The organism is Nocardioides litoris, from assembly GCF_006346315.1.
Lineage (GTDB): Bacteria > Actinomycetota > Actinomycetes > Propionibacteriales > Nocardioidaceae > Nocardioides > Nocardioides litoris.
In genome coordinates, this window is the sequence record NZ_VDMR01000001.1 from 205,297 (window position 1) to 221,636 (window position 16,340).

The 16,340-nt window shown below is 73.1% G+C and carries 17 protein-coding genes and 1 tRNA gene; 14 read left to right on the forward strand and 4 right to left on the reverse strand.

Annotation, left to right across the window (positions count from 1 at the left end; all coding sequences use genetic code 11):
- Positions 1 to 110: 110 nt before the first annotated feature.
- A complete protein-coding gene (locus FJQ57_RS01050; protein ID WP_139977400.1) occupies positions 111 to 1,643 on the forward strand; it encodes an NAD(P)/FAD-dependent oxidoreductase in 1,533 nt (510 codons plus the stop codon).
- Positions 1,644 to 1,793: 150 nt separating this feature from the next.
- Here FJQ57_RS01050 and FJQ57_RS01055 read toward each other — a convergent pair whose 3' ends face one another.
- The gene (locus tag FJQ57_RS01055; protein ID WP_246081530.1) at positions 1,794 to 2,471 is read right to left on the reverse strand and encodes a PaaI family thioesterase; all 678 of its coding nucleotides are present in this window, start codon (positions 2,469 to 2,471) and stop codon (positions 1,794 to 1,796) included.
- 91 nt (positions 2,472 to 2,562) lie between these two features.
- On the opposite strand from FJQ57_RS01055, the gene FJQ57_RS01060 reads away from it, so the two are divergent.
- On the forward strand, positions 2,563 to 3,129 hold the full coding sequence (locus FJQ57_RS01060; protein ID WP_139977402.1) for a GNAT family N-acetyltransferase: 567 nt from the start codon (positions 2,563 to 2,565) through the stop codon (positions 3,127 to 3,129).
- On the opposite strand, the gene FJQ57_RS01065 is transcribed toward FJQ57_RS01060, so the two are convergent.
- Complete coding sequence (locus tag FJQ57_RS01065) at positions 3,095 to 3,892, reverse strand: hypothetical protein (RefSeq protein WP_139977403.1); 798 nt, start codon at positions 3,890 to 3,892, stop codon at positions 3,095 to 3,097. The genes FJQ57_RS01060 and FJQ57_RS01065 overlap by 35 nt on opposite strands.
- A gap of 107 nt (positions 3,893 to 3,999) precedes the next feature.
- Here FJQ57_RS01065 and FJQ57_RS01070 point away from each other — a divergent pair, with 107 nt between their 5' ends.
- The 4 genes from FJQ57_RS01070 to FJQ57_RS01085 all read left to right on the forward strand — a co-directional run bounded on the left by FJQ57_RS01070 (position 4,000) and on the right by FJQ57_RS01085 (position 8,204).
- Positions 4,000 to 5,304, forward strand: a complete 1,305-nt coding sequence (locus tag FJQ57_RS01070; RefSeq protein ID WP_246081531.1) for an acyl-CoA dehydrogenase family protein — start codon at positions 4,000 to 4,002, stop codon at positions 5,302 to 5,304.
- Complete coding sequence (locus FJQ57_RS01075) at positions 5,301 to 6,452, forward strand: zinc-binding dehydrogenase (RefSeq protein ID WP_139977404.1); 1,152 nt, start codon at positions 5,301 to 5,303, stop codon at positions 6,450 to 6,452. The genes FJQ57_RS01070 and FJQ57_RS01075 overlap by 4 nt, the downstream gene beginning before the upstream one ends.
- Positions 6,453 to 6,548: 96 nt before the next feature.
- Complete coding sequence (locus FJQ57_RS01080) at positions 6,549 to 7,232, forward strand: helix-turn-helix transcriptional regulator (RefSeq protein WP_139977405.1); 684 nt, start codon at positions 6,549 to 6,551, stop codon at positions 7,230 to 7,232.
- A gap of 78 nt (positions 7,233 to 7,310) precedes the next feature.
- Positions 7,311 to 8,204, forward strand: coding sequence for a DICT sensory domain-containing protein (locus tag FJQ57_RS01085; protein ID WP_139977406.1), 894 nt, complete (start codon positions 7,311 to 7,313; stop codon positions 8,202 to 8,204).
- 37 nt (positions 8,205 to 8,241) lie between these two features.
- Here the strand turns inward: FJQ57_RS01085 and FJQ57_RS01090 are convergent.
- A tRNA-Lys gene (locus FJQ57_RS01090) sits at positions 8,242 to 8,314 on the reverse strand.
- Positions 8,315 to 8,637: 323 nt separating this feature from the next.
- On the opposite strand from FJQ57_RS01090, the gene FJQ57_RS01095 reads away from it, so the two are divergent.
- Positions 8,638 to 8,841, forward strand: coding sequence for a cold-shock protein (locus FJQ57_RS01095; protein WP_056863399.1), 204 nt, complete (start codon positions 8,638 to 8,640; stop codon positions 8,839 to 8,841).
- A 257-nt stretch (positions 8,842 to 9,098) separates the two neighbouring features.
- Positions 9,099 to 9,272, forward strand: coding sequence for a hypothetical protein (locus tag FJQ57_RS22135; RefSeq protein WP_170219213.1), 174 nt, complete (start codon positions 9,099 to 9,101; stop codon positions 9,270 to 9,272).
- Between the two features lie 33 nt (positions 9,273 to 9,305).
- Here FJQ57_RS22135 and FJQ57_RS01100 read toward each other — a convergent pair whose 3' ends face one another.
- Positions 9,306 to 10,358, reverse strand: a complete 1,053-nt coding sequence (locus FJQ57_RS01100) for a hypothetical protein (RefSeq protein ID WP_139977407.1) — start codon at positions 10,356 to 10,358, stop codon at positions 9,306 to 9,308.
- Positions 10,359 to 10,407: 49 nt separating this feature from the next.
- On the opposite strand from FJQ57_RS01100, the gene FJQ57_RS01105 reads away from it, so the two are divergent.
- From FJQ57_RS01105 to FJQ57_RS01130, 6 genes are all read left to right on the forward strand, one after another.
- Positions 10,408 to 11,283, forward strand: coding sequence for an NUDIX hydrolase (locus FJQ57_RS01105; protein WP_139977408.1), 876 nt, complete (start codon positions 10,408 to 10,410; stop codon positions 11,281 to 11,283).
- Positions 11,284 to 11,464: 181 nt separating this feature from the next.
- Positions 11,465 to 12,595, forward strand: coding sequence for a phosphate ABC transporter substrate-binding protein PstS (pstS, locus tag FJQ57_RS01110; protein WP_246081532.1), 1,131 nt, complete (start codon positions 11,465 to 11,467; stop codon positions 12,593 to 12,595).
- Between the two features lie 127 nt (positions 12,596 to 12,722).
- Entirely contained in the window at positions 12,723 to 13,667 is a 945-nt protein-coding gene (gene pstC / locus FJQ57_RS01115; protein ID WP_139977410.1) for a phosphate ABC transporter permease subunit PstC, read from the forward strand.
- A gap of 5 nt (positions 13,668 to 13,672) precedes the next feature.
- Positions 13,673 to 14,812, forward strand: a complete 1,140-nt coding sequence (pstA, locus tag FJQ57_RS01120; RefSeq protein ID WP_139977411.1) for a phosphate ABC transporter permease PstA — start codon at positions 13,673 to 13,675, stop codon at positions 14,810 to 14,812.
- 37 nt (positions 14,813 to 14,849) lie between these two features.
- Positions 14,850 to 15,629 (forward strand): phosphate ABC transporter ATP-binding protein PstB, encoded by a 780-nt coding sequence (gene pstB, locus FJQ57_RS01125; RefSeq protein WP_139977412.1) that lies wholly within the window; start codon positions 14,850 to 14,852, stop codon positions 15,627 to 15,629.
- A 4-nt stretch (positions 15,630 to 15,633) separates the two neighbouring features.
- Positions 15,634 to 16,335: a response regulator transcription factor gene (locus FJQ57_RS01130; RefSeq protein WP_139977413.1), complete on the forward strand. Its 702-nt coding sequence runs from the start codon at positions 15,634 to 15,636 to the stop codon at positions 16,333 to 16,335.
- Positions 16,336 to 16,340 lie beyond the last annotated feature (5 nt).

Below are 16,340 nucleotides of genomic sequence, written 5' to 3' on the forward strand. Positions count from 1 at the left end.
CGTGTGGGAACCCGTCTCGCGGCCCGCTACCAGCCCAGCTCAGCCACAGGCCGAGCCCAGTCCAGCCCCAGCCCAGCCCTCCCTGACCTCGACGAAGGAGCACCGCCGCCATGTCGACCACCCCCACCTCCGCCGCCGGCCTCGCCGCCACCGCGGACGCACCGCCGACGTCCCCGTCGCGCCACCAGGTGGTGGTGATCGGTTCCGGGTTCGGCGGCCTCTTCGGCACCAAGGCGCTGCGTCGCTCCGACGTCGACGTCACGATGGTGGCCAAGACCACCCACCACCTCTTCCAGCCGCTGCTCTACCAGGTCGCGACCGGCATCCTGTCCGAGGGCGAGATCGCGCCGCCGACCCGCGAGGTCCTGGCCCGGCAGAAGAACGCCCGGGTGCTGCTCGGCTCGGTGACCGACATCGACCTCGACGCCCGCACGGTCACCTCCCACGTGCTGGGCCGCACCACCACGTCCCACTACGACTCGCTCATCGTCGCCGCGGGCGCCGGCCAGTCCTACTTCGGCAACGACCACTTCTCCGAGTTCGCCCCCGGCATGAAGACCGTCGACGACGCCCTGGAGCTGCGCGGCCGCATCTTCGGCGCCTTCGAGATGGCCGAGCTCGGCGCGGCGCGCGGCGACAACGTCGACCACTTCCTCACCTTCGTCGTCGTGGGTGCTGGCCCGACCGGCGTCGAGATGGCCGGCCAGATCGCCGAGCTCGCCCAGCGCACCCTCAAGCGCGACTTCGACGCCATCAACACCCGCAAGGCACGCGTCGTCCTCGTCGACGCCGCCCCGCAGGTGCTGCCGCCGTTCGGCCGCAAGCTCGGCCTGTGGACCAAGGCGCGGCTGGAGAAGCTCGGCGTCGAGGTCATGCTCGGCGCGATGGTCACCGACGTCGACGAGCGCGGCCTGGTCGTGAAGTACAAGAACGACAGCACCGAGCGCATCGAGGCCGTGACCAAGGTCTGGGCCGCCGGCGTGCAGGCCTCCTCGCTGACCAAGACGCTGAGCGAGCAGACCGGCGCCCCGCTCGACCGCGCCGGCCGCATCGGGGTCAACCCCGACCTCACGCTGCCCGGCCACCCCGAGGTCTTCGTCGTCGGCGACATGATCGCCCTCGACAACCTCCCCGGTGTCGCCCAGGTCGCCATCCAGGGCGCCAAGTACGCCGCCAAGGAGATCGACGGGCGGCTCAAGGACAAGCCCGCCCAGAAGCCGTTCAAGTACTTCGACAAGGGCTCGATGGCGACCATCAGCCGCTTCAACGCCGTGGCGACGATCGGCAAGATCCGCCTCTCCGGCTTCATCGCCTGGTTGATGTGGCTCGCCGTCCACCTCGTCTACATCACCGGCTTCAAGAACCGCGTCACCGCGGTCCTGCACTGGTTCGTCTCGTTCCTCGGCCGCGGCCGGTCCGAGCGCACCGCGACCGAGCAGCAGATCTTCGGCCGCGTCGCGCTCTCCAAGCTCCGGCGGGGCGCCACCGACCTCGTCTCCGAGCCGGGCACCCACCCGCTCGACGGCGACGAGGAGGACCACAGCACCCGCCGCCGCGCGGAGCTGGAGGACCAGGCCGCCGAGGAGGTCCGGCTCACCGACGAGAGCCGCCGCGGCGTCAAGGTGCCCGCCGGCAAGGTCTGAGCCCGCCTGGGTCCCGGGTCGGCCCGGACGGGTGCACCGACGAACCTCCGGGTTCGTCGACAGAGCGTCGCCGGTGGACCCTGGGATCCACCACTCGAGTGGTGGTTCTCGGGCGCTACCCCGGGTGACCCCGGTGACCAGCCGCCACCCTCAGTCGCCGACCTCGCTGGCAGCCCGCCGCTCGCGCTCGTCGACGAGCGCGCGGGCCCACCGCGGCAGGATGAACACGCCCTCGGCCTCGACGGTCACGCCGTCGGGGCCGACGACGTGGCCGCGGGCCCACGTCTTGTGGCCCTCGGTGCGCTCGATCCAGGCCTCGGTCCGCAGGTCGCCGAGCGGGGTCGGGCGGCGGTAGGTCAGGGTCAGGGTGCCGGTCATGCCGGGCCGGCCGCCGGCCCCCGCGGCCTCGCCGAGCACCTGGTCGAGCACCAGCGCCAGCACTCCGCCGTGCACGAGCGTGGGCGGGCCCTCGTAGGCGGCGCCGAGGTGGAAGTCGCAGGTGACGCGGCCGGGCTCGTCGGGGTCGGGCACCGGCCGGAGGGGAGGCGCGACGGGGTTGCGCAGGCCGACCACGGCGTTGCCCCAGGGACGGCCGCGGCCCTCGGCGCCGATGCGGACGCCGTACGACCCGGGGAGCTGCGAGGCCCGCAACCGGGCGGTGAGCGCCTCGACCTCGGCCTGCACGGCCCGGACCTCGTCGTCGTCGACCGTGGTGCGGACGGTGGCGTCGACCAGCTCGCGCACGGCGTCGGTGAACGGGCCGTAGAGCTCGGCCTGGCGGTCGATCTCGGCGGCGGGCAGGTCGTCGATCTCGAAGCCGGCGGGCACGCTCCGCACCCTAGAACACGTTCTCGACAAGACCAGGTCTCGATCCGGCAAACTCGGTTGCCTGGCCGCGGCGCCCTTGCTTCGATGCCGCATGGACACCGCCCTCGCCGTGCCCGACGCGCGGCTGCACGCGTCGTGGGCGGCGACGCTGCGCGACTTCGGCGAGACGTTCCCGCACGGCTCGGGCCTCGACCCGGAGGACCCACCGACCCTGGACGCGGTCGGCTGCGCCGCGTTCGCCGCCGACAAGCGGCGCTGTGCCGACCCGGCCGCCGGGCTGCCGCCGGGCATGGTCTCCTGCACCTACTTCTGGCTGCTCGAGCTCGACGAGGTGGTCGGCTTCCTCGCCGTCCGGCACCGGCTCGACGACGTCCTGCTCGAGCAGGGCGGCCACATCGGGTACTCGGTGCGGCCGGCCGCCCGGCGGCGCGGCCACGCCTCCCGCGCGCTGCGCCTGGCCCTGGCCCACGCCGGCGGGCTCGGCCTCGACCGCGTGCTGCTGACCTGCGAGGCCGACAACCGCGCGTCCCGGCGCACCATCGAGGGGGCGGGCGGGGCCTACGAGGACACCCGAGCGGGCCGGCGGCGCTACTGGATCGGCGTCGCGGGCGCGGGAGAGCCGCTCAGCGCGGTCGGTGCCGTTCCAGGGCGGCGGTGAAGCCCGCCGGGTCGACCATCGAGGAGTCGATGACGAGCGGGTCGCGGCCGAAGCGGGCCAGCAGCACCTTCCAGCCCCGCCGCCCGGGCTGACCGACCACCTCGAAGCGGGTGAAGCGGCTGGTCAGGTCGAACACCTCGCGGCTGCTGCCCCGCACCACCTCGAGCTGGCCGCTGTGGATCGCGAGCCGGGTGGGCGAGGCGCTGACCCGCACGGCGTAGAGGACCAGGGTGAGCACGAGCAGGGTGCCGGCCACCCCGAGGGTGAGCGTCGTGGGGTCGTCGTAGGCCCGCCAGCCGGCGTACGCCGTCGCGAGGAGCGACAGCAGCACCAGCACGCCGACCAGTCGGCGCAGCAGGGTGCGCGGCGCGAACACGACGTCGGTCGACTCCCCGACCGGCGGAGGACCGGACCGGACGGGCCGCGGCGCCGGCGCCTCCGGCTCGGGGCCGGTCGGCGCGGCCACGCCGAGGGCCTCGACGACCTCGCGAGCGACCTCGTTCTGGTCGGCGACGCGGGGGGCCTGCCGTGCGCGGGCGCGACGAGGGGTCGCCGTCCGCGCGGAGGACTCCAGGGGGTCGGTGGGCCGTCCCGCCCCGCTGCCCGCGGACTCGGTCGCCGAGCGGACGTCGTCGTCCGCGCGGTCGTGGGAGGGGTCGTGGGGGGCCGGGTGCGGGTCGGGCTCGCCCGCGTGGTGGGCCTGCCACCTTCCCAGGAGCTCCGCGGCACGGTCCGGCTCGTCGCCGGGCTTGCGCGCAGCCATGGCCCCCAGGGTACGCCGGTGGGTCACCACCGTCCGTCGCTTTGCCGAACTGTGACCGGGCGCCCTGCGAGACTGGCCGGACCCGTCCTCGACCCACCAGGAGCGACATGTCCTTCGGACCGTCCGGCCAGTACCCCGCCTACCCGGCCCCGAGCGAGGCCGCACTGCGGCACCACGGCGCGATGGTGGCCTTCATGCGCGAGGAGGTCTTCCCGGCCGAGGCGGCGTACGACGCCCACCGGGTGCGCGCGGGCGAGCACGACCACTCGGTGCCGCCGGTCATCGAGGAGCTCAAGGCCAAAGCCCGCGAGCGCGGCCTGTGGAACCTCTTCCTGCCGTCCGAGAGCGGGCTGACCCAGCTGGAGTACGCCCCGATCGCCGAGCTGTCCGGCTGGAGCAACGAGCTGGCCCCCGAGGCCATCAACTGCCAGGCGCCCGACACCGGCAACATGGAGCTGCTGCACCTCGTCGGCACCGAGGCGCAGCAGCGCCGGTGGCTCGACCCGCTGCTGGCCGGCGAGATCCGGTCGGCGTTCGCCATGACCGAGCCGCGGGTGGCCAGCAGCGACGCGACCAACATCGAGACCCGCATCGAGCGCGACGGCGACGAGTACGTCGTCAACGGCCGCAAGTGGTGGATCTCCGGCGCCGCCGACCCGCGCTGCCGGCTGCTCATCGTCATGGGCAAGACCGACCCCGACGCGGCCACGCACCGCCAGCAGTCGATGCTGCTCGTACCGGTCGACACCCCCGGGGTCGAGGTCCGGCGCTCGCTGCCCGTCTTCGGCCGGCAGGACCAGCACGGCCACTGCGAGGTGGAGCTGACCGACGTCCGGGTGCCGGTCGACCACCTGCTGGGCGAGGAGGGCGGCGGGTTCGCCAACGCCCAGGCCCGCCTCGGCCCCGGCCGCATCCACCACGTGATGCGGGCCCTCGGCGCGGGGGAGCGGGCCCTGGCCATGATGGTGCGCCGAGCCCAGGAGCGGCACGCCTTCGGCGGCGCGCTCGCCGACCAGAGCGCGGTGCGCGAGCGCATCGCGGAGTCGCGCATCGAGCTCGAGCAGGCCCGTGCGCTGTGCCACCACGCGGCGTTCGTGGTCGACAGCGAGGGCAACAAGGCCGCCCGCCACCTCATCGCCGCCGCCAAGGTCGCGGTGCCGCGGGCCGTGCTGTCCGTCGTCGACCGGGCCATCCAGCTGCACGGCGGCGCGGGCGTCACCGACGCGACGCCGCTGGCCATGCTCTACGGCTGGCACCGCGCGATGCGCATCTTCGACGGGCCCGACGAGGCCCACCTGACCACCCTGGCCCGGGCCGAGCTGACCCGCGAGCCGCTGTTCGACCTGCCGCCGTCGGTGTTCGACCAGATGCGCGAGGACACCCGGGTCGACGCGCTCCCGGACCCGGCGTGAGGGCGGTCGTCTGCCAGGAGGGCGCCCTCGAGGTCCGCGACGTCCCCGCACCCCGTCCGGCCCGCGGGCAGCTGGTCCTCGACGTGCTCGCCTGCGGCATCTGCGGCTCCGACCTGCACGCCCGCCACCACGCCGACGCCGCGGCCGACGCCGCGCAGGCGGCGGGGTACGACGACCTCATGCGACCCGGCGACGCCGTCGTCCTCGGCCACGAGTTCTGCGGCGAGGTCGAGGGCGGTGGCCGCCGCTGGCGCGGCCCCGTGGTCGCGATGCCGATGGTCCGCGCCGCGGGTGGCGTGCACCTGACCGGCCTGACCACCCACGCCCCCGGTGCCTACGCCGAGCAGGTGCTGGTCCAGGAGTCGCTGACCTTCGCCGTGCCCAACGGCCTCGCCCCGGACGCCGCGGCGCTCACCGAGCCGACGGCGGTCGCGCTGCACGCCGTCGACCGCGGGCAGGTGGCGCGGGGTCGCCCGGCGATCGTGGTGGGCTGCGGACCGGTGGGCCTCGGGGTCGTGGGCGTGCTCAAGGCGCGCGGAGTGCGCACCGTGGTGGCCAGCGACCCCTCCCCGGCCCGGCGTGCGCTCGCCCGGGCCCTCGGGGCCGACGTGGTGGTCGACCCGGGCGAGGAGTCGCCCTTCGACGCCGCGGTGGGGGCCGGGGCACGGTTCCTCGACGCCCAGCAGCTGTTCGGCCTGGCCGTGGGCTCGATGGAGAAGCTGCGTGCGGTGCCCCTGCTGCCGTGGCAGCACGTCTTCCGGCTGGCCGAGGCCGCCGGCGCCGGGCCGCAGGGACCGGTGGTGTTCGAGTGCGTCGGCGTGCCGGGGATCCTCGACACCCTGATCACCTCCGCGCCCCTGGCGACCCGGGTCGTGGTGGTCGGCGTGTGCATGGCCGACGATGTGATCAAGCCCTCGATCGCCATCAACAAGGAGGTCGACCTGCGCTTCGTCCTCGGCTACACCCCGGCCGAGTTCCGGGCCGCGCTGCACCTCCTCGCCGAGGGCGAGATCGACGCGAACGTGCTGGTCAGCGGGCGGGTGGGCCTCGCGGGGGTGGAGGAGGCGTTCGCCGCGCTCGCCGACCCCGAGACGCACGCCAAGGTGCTCGTGGACCCGTCGGCCCCGGGGCAGCTGGTCCGTACCTGAACAAGGAATTCCACCCGTGTGGGCGTCTGGTGTGGACAACGTGTTGAAGTTCGGCGTAGATTCTTCAACATCAAGTCCAAGAGCCCGGGAGGCACCATGAACGCCACACCCCTTCGCATCACTCTCGTCGACGACTCCGACCTGGCGGCCGCCGGCCTGCGCACCCTGCTGGAGCCCTACGCCGACCGGGTTGCCGTCATCGACAACCGCGACGCCCTCGCCTCGCCCGCTGACGTCGACGTCGTCCTCTACGAGCCGATGGGCCAGAGCAGCATGTCGCGCTCGCTGCTGCGCGACCTGCAGACCCTCGGTGCGGCGCAGGCCGCGGTCTTCAGCTGGGCGGGTCCCGACCAGCTGCCCGCTGCGCCGGCCAACCCCCACCTCGCCAAGTCCCTGACGGCCTCGCAGATCGTCGTCTCGGTCGAGCGACTCGTCGAGGGTCGCTTCGAGTCGGCCCCGGTGAGCCGTCCCACGGTCGACGCCCCGGTCGAGCCCGTCGCGGTGATCGAGGAGGCCCCGAGCGTCCGCGCCGCGGAGGCCCACCGCCTGCCCGACGTCGGTCTCACCCCGCGCGAGGCCGAGATCGTCTCGCTCATCGTCTCCGGACTCAGCAACCGCGAGATCAGCGAGTCGCTGCAGCTGAGCATCAACTCGGTCAAGACCTACATCCGCAGCGCCTACCGCAAGATGGGTGTCGAGCGTCGCACGCAGGCCGTGCTCTGGGGCCTCGACCACGGCATCGGCGCCACCCGCGAGACCGCCGAACCGCTGGTCGGCTGATCCCGGCACCCCTGCGGGTGGACGGGATCTCCACCGGTTTCTCCACACTTTGTGCAGATCTAGCGGAGCGGAGACGACGTGGTGTCGAAGAGCGGTGAGGGAGCCACCCTGAGCATCGGCGACCTCGCCGAGGCCACCGGGGTGAGCGCTGCGACGCTCCGCGTGTGGGAGGCCCGCCACGGCTTCCCGGTGCCGCACCGCCTCGAGAGCGGTCACCGGCGCTACGACGACGAGCACGTCGCGGCAGTCCGCGACGTCCAGCGACGCCGTGACGACGGCGTCCGGCTCGACGTGGCGATCGAGCAGGCCATCGCCGCGCGCGACGTGCCCGACCCGGTCGAGGTGTCGACCCCGTCGGTCTTCGCGCGACTGCGCCAGACCCACCCGGGCCTGCAGCCCCTCCGGCTGACCAAGGGCACGCTGCTCGGCCTGTCCTGGGCCATCGAGGACGAGTTCGCGGCGCGTGCGCACCGCTCCCACCTGTTCGGGGCGTTCCAGCGCACGCGCCACTACCGCTCTGCCGAGTCGCGGTGGAACGACCTGGCGCGCACGATGGGGTGCACCTTCGTGTTCGCCGACTTCCCCGCCGACGCCGAGCACGCCCCGGAACCGGGTCGGCCCATCAAGGTCCCCGTGCCGGCGCAGCACCCGATGGCCCGCGAGTGGGCCGTGGTCTGCGACAACCCCGACCTCCCCGTGGCCCTCACGGCCTGGGAGCTCCCGGGCCAGGAGGGCGTGCGTGACGCCGACCGCCTCTTCGAGTCCGTCTGGACCGTCGACCAGTCCGCCGTCCGCGAGGCCGCCCTGGTCTGCGCCCGCACCGCCGACGCCCTCGGCGTGAGCGGCGCCGCCGGCGTCGCCGACGAGCTCGGCCGGGCCGACTCGCGCGGCCAGGCCGACCTGGCCCAGGTGACCTCGCTGTTCAACCGCGTCGTCTCGTACGTCGACAGCCGGACCGTCGTCCACCCCTGACCGGCCCGCGGGTGGGCACGTGCGGCCGGCTGACGCGTAGGCCCCGTGGGACTCGAACCCACAACCCTAGGATTAAAAGTCCTCTGCTCTGCCCATTGAGCTAGGGGCCCTCGTGGCGCCGGGCCTACCCTGGCGCCCGCGCCCTGCCAGTATCGCAGGGCCTGGCGCGGCCCCCGTCACCCCGCCGACGCGCACTGTTCACCGGTCCGCGACAAAGGAAGGGCCCGCAGGGGTTTCGTCCGGGGACACGGTTGGTAGTGTCGGTCCTGCAACAGGTGCAGAGTTCCAGCTGGTCTGACGCCCGAGGGAAGTTTCGTGATCCAACGGCGTTTCTGGTTTGTGGTGTTCCCATGGGTCGGAGCGACGTGTCACCGCACCTGTTGTGGGTCGTCGATGTGGCGGCTCTCGCCCCGATACAAGGAGAATTGAGCAGATGGCTCAGGGCACCGTGAAGTGGTTCAACGCTGAGAAGGGCTTCGGCTTCATCGCGCAGGAGGACGGCGGCGACGACGTCTTCGTGCACTACTCGGCGATCCAGACGCAGGGCTACAAGTCCCTCGACGAGAACCAGAAGGTCGAGTTCGACGTCACCCAGGGTCCCAAGGGTCCCCAGGCCGAGAACGTCCGCCCGGTCTGATCCCGGCTGGTCACACGACCACACCCGAGGCCCCGTCGGCAACGGCGGGGTCTCGGCATTTTTGGCCGCGGGAAGCGGGGCCTGTGACAGTGTTTGACCACGGCCGGGCAGGGTACTGGCTGTCCACGAGTCGCACCGGCGGCTCTCGGGAGTCGCGGAACGTTCCGAACCACCCGGATTGACCATGCTCCTCCTCAGGCCCCCCGGGTAACCTGAAGGGCACGGTCATTCGGGCGATCGGGAGCAGGGAGGCCACGGTGTACGACCAGTTCGACGTGTCGTTGGAAGACGTCGACCTCCTCGGCGAGGTCGAGCTCACGACCAACTTGATCATCGCGGCCAGCGAGTCCGACGACCGCCTGCCGACCGACGAGATCGACCGCATCCTCGGGGTCGTCCCCGACCCCCCGCGGCCGCGCCGCGAGAGCTGACGGCCGGTTCGCACCGGCCGTCGCGACCAGCAGTCAGCAGGTCGCGAACAGCACGGGCCCGGTGCTCAGGTCCGAGAGCACCGTCGCGTCGTCGACGGGGTCGAGGGCCAGCGTCACCACCTCGCCCTCGGCGCTGGCCCGCCGGAGCGTGAAGCGGTCGGCGAACTCGCCGCCCTGCCCCGGGGCCGGGCCCGACGCCAGGGCCGCCCGGCTGTCGGCGTTGGCCCGCGCCTCGTCGTCGTCGTCGAAGCCGAGGGCCACCCGCACCGTGCCGTCGGAGAGCGCCCCGATGGCGAACCCGGTGACCGGGTCGACCGGTCCCGCCGCGGCCACGAGGCGGTCGGCCTCCGCCTGCGCGTCGGCGTCGGCCGAGGTCATGGCGAGCGCGCCGCACGCATCGGCGCCGGTGTAGGCCGCAGCCGAGAGCGCCGGCCCGAGCGAGGCGAGCACGTCACCCGGCACGTCGCCGGGCTCGTCGGCCCGCAGGGCCTCGAGCGCGCGGCGTACGCCGTCGGCGGTGTCGCTGGCCAGCACCGTGCCCGTCTCGTCGTCGAGCACGATGTTGCCGAGCTCGGGCGTCAGGTCGGCCGCCACGGGCGAGGTGTCGACGTTGCGGGTCCACACCCCGTCGGGCTCGTCGGGGGCCACGAACTCGACGGCTCGCAGCGCCTCGGCGACGTCGTCGGTGGTCACGCCCTCGGCGAGCCGCATGGTGAGCGACGCCGCGGACTCGGACTGGGCGTAGACCTCCCAGTCGAGGGTGGCGGGGGAGAAGCCCAGCCGCTGCTGCATCAGCGCGGCCGACTCCACCAGTGCGCTGGTGCTCGTCAGGTCGGCGTCGAAGGCGTCGTCGAGCATCGACTCCACCTGCTGCGGCGAGGAGGCGACGTCGAGGTCGGCCCCGACCTCGGCCCGGACCCCCGACCAGTCGGTCCAGAGCAGCCGGGCGCTGTCGTCGGGCGCCGAGCGGAGCGCGGCGACCAGGCGCGGGTCGTCGCCGCGGGAGCGCACGAGCACGACGGCCACGGCGACGCCGAGCAGCACCAGCACCGTGAGCCCGGCCATCCAGGCGCGCCTGCGCGTCACGTCGGGACCGTCCTTCGTCGTGTGCCGTGGTGGTGCGAGAGTAGTCGCCGTGCCCGCCCCTCCCGCCAAGGACGTGCTGGCCGCCGGCGTCGTGGCGTTCCGGCCCGGACGGCGCGTGCTGCTCGTGCACCGGCCGAAATACGACGACTGGTCGTTCCCCAAGGGCAAGCTCGACCGCGGGGAGCACCGGGTCGCGGCCGCGGTCCGCGAGGTCGCGGAGGAGACCGGTCTGCACGTGCGGCTGTGCCTGCCCCTGCCCGACCAGCGCTACCCGGTCGGCCACGGCCGCAAGACCGTCCACTACTGGACCGGCCGCGTCGTCGGCGACCCCGACGTCAGCGGCTACCGGCCCAACGACGAGATCGACGCCGTCCGCTGGGTCGAGGCCGACGAGGCGGCCGACCTGCTCACCTACGAGCGCGACCGCACGACCCTGGCCGCCGCGGTCCGCCGTCGCCGCCGCACCGGAGCGGTCGTCGTGCTGCGCCACGGCCCCGCCCGCTCCCGGCGGGCCTGGCGGCGCGACGACGCCGAGCGGCCCCTGCTGCGCCTCGGGGAGCACCAGGCCCTGCGCCTGGTCCCGCTGCTCGCGGCGTACGGCGTGACGCGGGTCCTCAGCTCCAGCAGCCGGCGCTGCGTGCAGACCGTCGAGCCGTTCGCCTCGACCACCGGCTGGGATCTCGAGACCCGGCGGCGCCTGAGCGAGGAGCACGCCTCCCGTCCCGGCGTCGCCCGGGTCGTGGACGACCTCGTGACCGGCCTCGCCGAGCACGCCGGTGCCGTGGTGTGCACCCACCGGCCCGTGCTGCCGCACGTGTTCGACGCCCTCGGCCTCGACGACCCGCACCTGGAGACCGGCGAGATGTTCGTGGCCCACCTGCGCAAGGGCCGCGTGGTCGCCAGCGAGCGGCACCTCCCGGCCTGACCGCCCGTCGTGGGCCCGGGGTGACGCGGGACACGCGCCAGCGACGGATGCTCCCGTCCCGTTCACCTGCTGTTCAGGTCGGTCGACGAGTTGCGTTACCCACCGTCCCTACCGTCCTGGTCGTCCAGTCTTCAACGAGGGGCCCACGATGCGACGGCCCCTCAGCTCTGAGAGGCATCACGTGAACCTCACTCCCACCTTCCGCCGCGCGATCGTGCCCAGCATCGCGGCGCTCGCCCTGGCCCTGTCCGCCTGCGGCGGCGACGACACCTCCGGCAGCGGTTCCGGCAGCGGCGGCGAGGGCGGGTCGGTCGACCTCGCCTCGCTGTCCGGTGAGCTGACCGCCGGTGGCGCCACCTCGCAGCAGTCGGCCCAGGAGGCCTGGCTGGTCGGCTTCCAGGAGGCCGCCCCCGGCGTGACCTACACCTACGACGCCGTCGGCTCCGGCGACGGCCGCACCAACTTCATCAACGGCGGCTACGCCTTCGCCGGCTCCGACGCCTACCTCACCGACGACGAGGGCGAGCTCGCGGGCGCCACCGAGCGCTGCGCCGGCCAGGCCCCGATCGAGATCCCCGACTACGTCTCGCCCATCGCGGTCATCTTCAACGTGCCGGGCGTCGACGACCTCAACCTCTCGCCCGAGGTCGTGGCCGGCATCTTCGCCGGTGAGATCACCAGCTGGGACGCCCCCGAGATCGCCGAGCTCAACGACGGCGTCGAGCTGCCCAGCGCCGACATCACCCCGGTGCACCGCTCCGACGAGTCGGGCACCACCGAGAACTTCACCGACTACCTCGACGCCGTCGCCGGTGACACGTGGACCGCCGGTGTCGTCGAGACCTGGCCGGGCGAGTACGGCGGCGAGGCCGGCAACGGCACCTCCGGCGTCGTCCAGGTCGTCTCCGAGAACGAGAACACCATCGGCTACGCCGACGCCAGCCAGGCCGCCGACCTCGGCCAGGCCAACATCCAGGTCGGCGAGGAGTTCGTCGCCCCGTCCGCCGACGCCGCCGCGCAGATCCTCGAGGTCTCCCCGCGCGTCGACGAGGCCTCCGACGTCAACCTCGCGGTCGACATCGACCACACCACCGAGGAGGCCGGCGTCTACCCGATCGTCCTCGTCTCCTACATCCTGGCCTGCACGCAGTACGACGACCAGGCCACCGCCGACCTGGTGAAGGGCTTCCTGGGCTACATCCTGTCCAGCGAGGGCCAGGAGGCGGCCTCGGCCGACGCCGGCAACGCCCCGCTGTCCGACTCGCTCTCGGAGCAGGCGCAGACCATCGTGGAGACCATCTCGGGTCCCTGACCCGCGACGCACCACCGCACCGCGCGGGGGTCGGGCACCGCAGCCCGGCCCCTGCGCAGGTGTGTGGAGCACCCGCTCCACCGCTCAGCCCGTTCCACCCGTCCTCGACCCGGAGGTAGCTCCGCCCGTGACCGCCACCCTCGACGAGAAGTCCACGGACTCCTCCCTCAGCGGGAAGCGACCCGGTGACGCGATCTTCCGCGGCACCACGCTCGCCGCCTCGCTGCTCGTCATCGTCTTCCTCGCCGGCGTCGCGATCTTCCTGGCCGTCAAGGGCGCCCCGGCGCTCGACGCCGGGCCGGAGAACCTCCGCGACAAGGCCAACGTCTTCGCCCTCGTCGGCGCGCTCCTCTTCGGCACCGTGCTGGCGGCCGCCATCGCGATGATCATCGTGGCGCCGCTGTCCATCGGCCTGGGCCTCGTGATCTCCCACTACGCGCCGCGCCGCCTGGCCAAGCCGGTCGGCTTCCTCGTCGACCTGCTCGCCGCCGTGCCGAGCGTGGTCTTCGGCCTGTGGGGCATCTTCGTGCTCGCCCCGCGGATGCAGCCGGTCCACGAGTTCCTCGTCGACTGGTTCGGCTGGATCCCGCTGTTCGCCGGGCCCGCGAGCGGCACCGCCCGGACGCTGCTCACCGCCTCGATCGTGCTGGCCCTGATGGCGCTGCCGATCGTCACCGCGATCATGCGCGAGGTCTTCTCCCAGACCCCGCGGGCACACCAGGAGGCCGCGCTGGCCCTGGGGGCCACGCGCTGGGAGATGATCCGGATGACGGTGCTGCCCTACGGGCGCTCCGGCATGGTGGCCGCGCTGCTCCTGGGCCTCGGGCGCGCCCTCGGCGAGACCATGGCCGTGGCCATGGTCCTCTCCACCACCGGCGTCATCACCAGCTGGAACATCGTCTCCAGCCAGAACTCCAACACCGTCGCGGCGTTCATCGCCCAGGGCTACAAGGAGGCCTCCCCGATCCGGGTGGCCGTCCTGATCTTCGCCGGCCTCGCGCTGTTCGCGCTCACGTTCCTCGTCAACTTCCTGGGCCGCGCCATCGCGACCCGGGGCACCGTGAAGGGCTGACCGCCATGTCCGACCACGACGACCTCTCCGGCCCCGACCTCGCCACGAGCTCCTCCGGCGTCCCCGTCGACGTCCTCGACGGCGACATCGTGGGCCCGCGCCCCGGTGACACCGGCGGCCAGGGCCGGCTCCCGCGGATGGCCGCCGCCCTCATCGGCGTCGGCGCGGTGGCCGTCGCCGGCCTGCTGTGGCTGCTCGGCCTCGGCCTCCTGCCGGCCGTGCTGCTCGGCTACGTCGCCTTCCTCGTCGCCTTCCCGGTCTGGAGCCTGGCCGTGGAGAACAGGCGCAAGGCCACCGACCGGCTCGTCACCGTGCTGGTGTGGACCGCCTTCGCCCTGGCGATGATCCCCCTGGGCAGCCTCATCTGGACCGTCGTGCGCCGCGGTGCCCCGGCGATCAGCGTCGGGTTCCTCACCGACGACCTCAGCGGCCGCGCCCTGATCGAGGGCACCGGCGGCATCGCGATGGCCCTGGCCGGCACCGTGCTCGTCACCGTGATCGCCGCGATCATCGCCATCCCGATCGGGGTCCTCACGGCCGTGTGGCTCGTGGAGTACGGCAAGGGCAGCCGGCTGGCCACCGTCATCACGTTCCTCGTCGACGTCATGACCGGCATCCCGTCGATCGTGGCCGGCCTGTTCGCCTTCGCCTTCTTCCAGGTCGTGCTGGGCGCCCCGCTGCCGCGCCTCGCGGTCGGCGGCGGCGTCGCCCTGGCCCTGCTGATGATCCCGACCGTCGTCCGTGCGGTCGAGGAGATGCTCAAGCTGGTCCCCGACGACCTGCGCGAGGCCTCCTACGCCCTCGGGGTGCCGAAGTGGCGCACCATCGTCAAGGTCGTGCTGCCCACCGCGGTGGCCGGCATCGTCACCGGTGTCACCCTGGCGATCGCCCGCGTCGCCGGCGAGACCGCACCGCTGCTGCTGATCGTCGGCACGGCGTACACGACCAACTGGAACCCGTTCGACGGGGCCGTGAGCACGCTGCCGACCTTCATCTACGGTTCGCTGAACCGCACCGGCGGCCAGTACGGCGCCGCGTGGACCGACGCGGTCTGGGGCGCGGCCCTCGTCCTCATCGTCATCGTCATGGCGCTCAACGTGGTGGCCCGCGTCATCGGCTCCGTGTTCGCCCCCAAGACCAAGTAACTCCGAGACCCGAGCCCCAGCACAAGGAGCACCACGCATGGCCAAGAGCATCGACGTCTCGGACGTCAACATCTACTACGGCGACTTCCTCGCGGTCGAGGGCGTCAACATGACCATCCGGGCCAAGTCGGTCACCGCCTTCATCGGCCCGTCGGGCTGCGGCAAGTCGACCGTGCTGCGCTCGCTGAACCGCATGCACGAGGTCATCCCCGGCGCCCGCGTCGAGGGCAAGATCGTCGTCGACGGGCAGGACCTCTACGCGCCCGAGGTCGACCCGGTCGCCGTGCGCCGGCAGGTCGGGATGGTCTTCCAGCGGCCCAACCCGTTCCCGACGATGTCGATCTACGAGAACGTCATCTCGGGCCTGCGCCTGAACAGCAAGCGGATGAACAAGTCGACCGCCGACGGCGTGGTCGAGAAGTCGCTGCGCGGCGCCAACCTGTGGAACGAGGTCAAGGACCGGCTCAACAAGCCGGGCGCGGGCCTGTCGGGCGGCCAGCAGCAGCGGCTGTGCATCGCCCGGGCGATCGCCGTGCAGCCCGACGTCCTGCTGATGGACGAGCCGTGCTCCGCGCTCGACCCCATCTCGACCTCGGCCATCGAGGACCTCATCCACGAGCTGAAGTCCGACTACACGATCGTCATCGTCACCCACAACATGCAGCAGGCGGCCCGTGTCTCCGACGAGACCGGCTTCTTCAACCTCAAGGCGACGGGCGAGCCGGGTCGCCTGGTCGAGTTCAACCCGACCAAGAAGATGTTCAGCAACCCCGACGAGTCGGCCACCGAGGCCTACATCTCGGGTCGCTTCGGCTGAGCCGATGTCCTCAGCCCCTCTCTGGGGGGTCGCGACGAGCCCGCAGGTGCTCGTCGTGGACCCCGCCGAGGAGGACCCGGCGCTCACCGCAGCGCTGTCCCGGCGGGGGGTCGGGGTGACCTGGGTGCGTCGTCCGGCCGACGCGCTCGTGGTCTACGGCCACCTCCTGCCCCACGCCGTCGTCGTGGCGCCCGAGACGGGCGACCCGGCGATGCCCCCGGCGCGCTTCGTCGCGACGATCCGGCGCTACGGCTCGCCGTACGTCGTCGCGGCGGTCGCCGGCGCCCCCGACCGCGAGGCCGCCGAGCTCCTCGAGGCCGGCGCCAGCACCTGGGTGTCGTGGCCGTGCTCGGCCACCGAGCTCTGGGAGCGGCTGGCCAGCGCGCCCGTGCCGCTGCGCGACCGCTCCCACCTCGTGGTCGGCCCCCTCGAGCTCGACACGGCGTCGTACCAGGTGCACGTGGCGGGCGAGCGCATCCCCGACCTCCCGCTCAAGGAGTTCGAGCTGCTCCACGCCCTGATGCTGCGCGCCCCCGACGTCGTCGACGACGACGACCTGCGGGTCGCGCTGTGGGGCGCGGCCGAGCGCGCGCCGTCGGGCAACACCATCGCCATGCACGTCGCCCGTCTCCGCGCCCGCCTCGCCCCCGCCGCCACCCTCCGCCGCATCCGTGGCCGCGGCTACGCCCTCACCGTCGACGACTGACGAAT

Excerpts from the sequence above, each read along its gene's own strand:
- FJQ57_RS01080 (WP_139977405.1), top strand. The coding sequence starts at position 6,549 with ATGAACGCCACACCCCTTCGCATCACTCTCGTCGACGACTCCGACCTG.
- FJQ57_RS01095 (WP_056863399.1), top strand. The coding sequence starts at position 8,638 with ATGGCTCAGGGCACCGTGAAGTGGTTCAACGCTGAGAAGGGCTTCGGC.
- FJQ57_RS01050 (WP_139977400.1), top strand. The coding sequence starts at position 111 with ATGTCGACCACCCCCACCTCCGCCGCCGGCCTCGCCGCCACCGCGGAC.
- FJQ57_RS01130 (WP_139977413.1), top strand. The coding sequence starts at position 15,634 with ATGTCCTCAGCCCCTCTCTGGGGGGTCGCGACGAGCCCGCAGGTGCTC.
- FJQ57_RS01070 (WP_246081531.1), top strand. The coding sequence starts at position 4,000 with ATGTCCTTCGGACCGTCCGGCCAGTACCCCGCCTACCCGGCCCCGAGC.
- pstA (WP_139977411.1), top strand. The coding sequence starts at position 13,673 with ATGTCCGACCACGACGACCTCTCCGGCCCCGACCTCGCCACGAGCTCC.
- FJQ57_RS01065 (WP_139977403.1), bottom strand. The coding sequence starts at position 3,892 with ATGGCTGCGCGCAAGCCCGGCGACGAGCCGGACCGTGCCGCGGAGCTC.
- pstB (WP_139977412.1), top strand. The coding sequence starts at position 14,850 with ATGGCCAAGAGCATCGACGTCTCGGACGTCAACATCTACTACGGCGAC.
- FJQ57_RS01060 (WP_139977402.1), top strand. The coding sequence starts at position 2,563 with ATGGACACCGCCCTCGCCGTGCCCGACGCGCGGCTGCACGCGTCGTGG.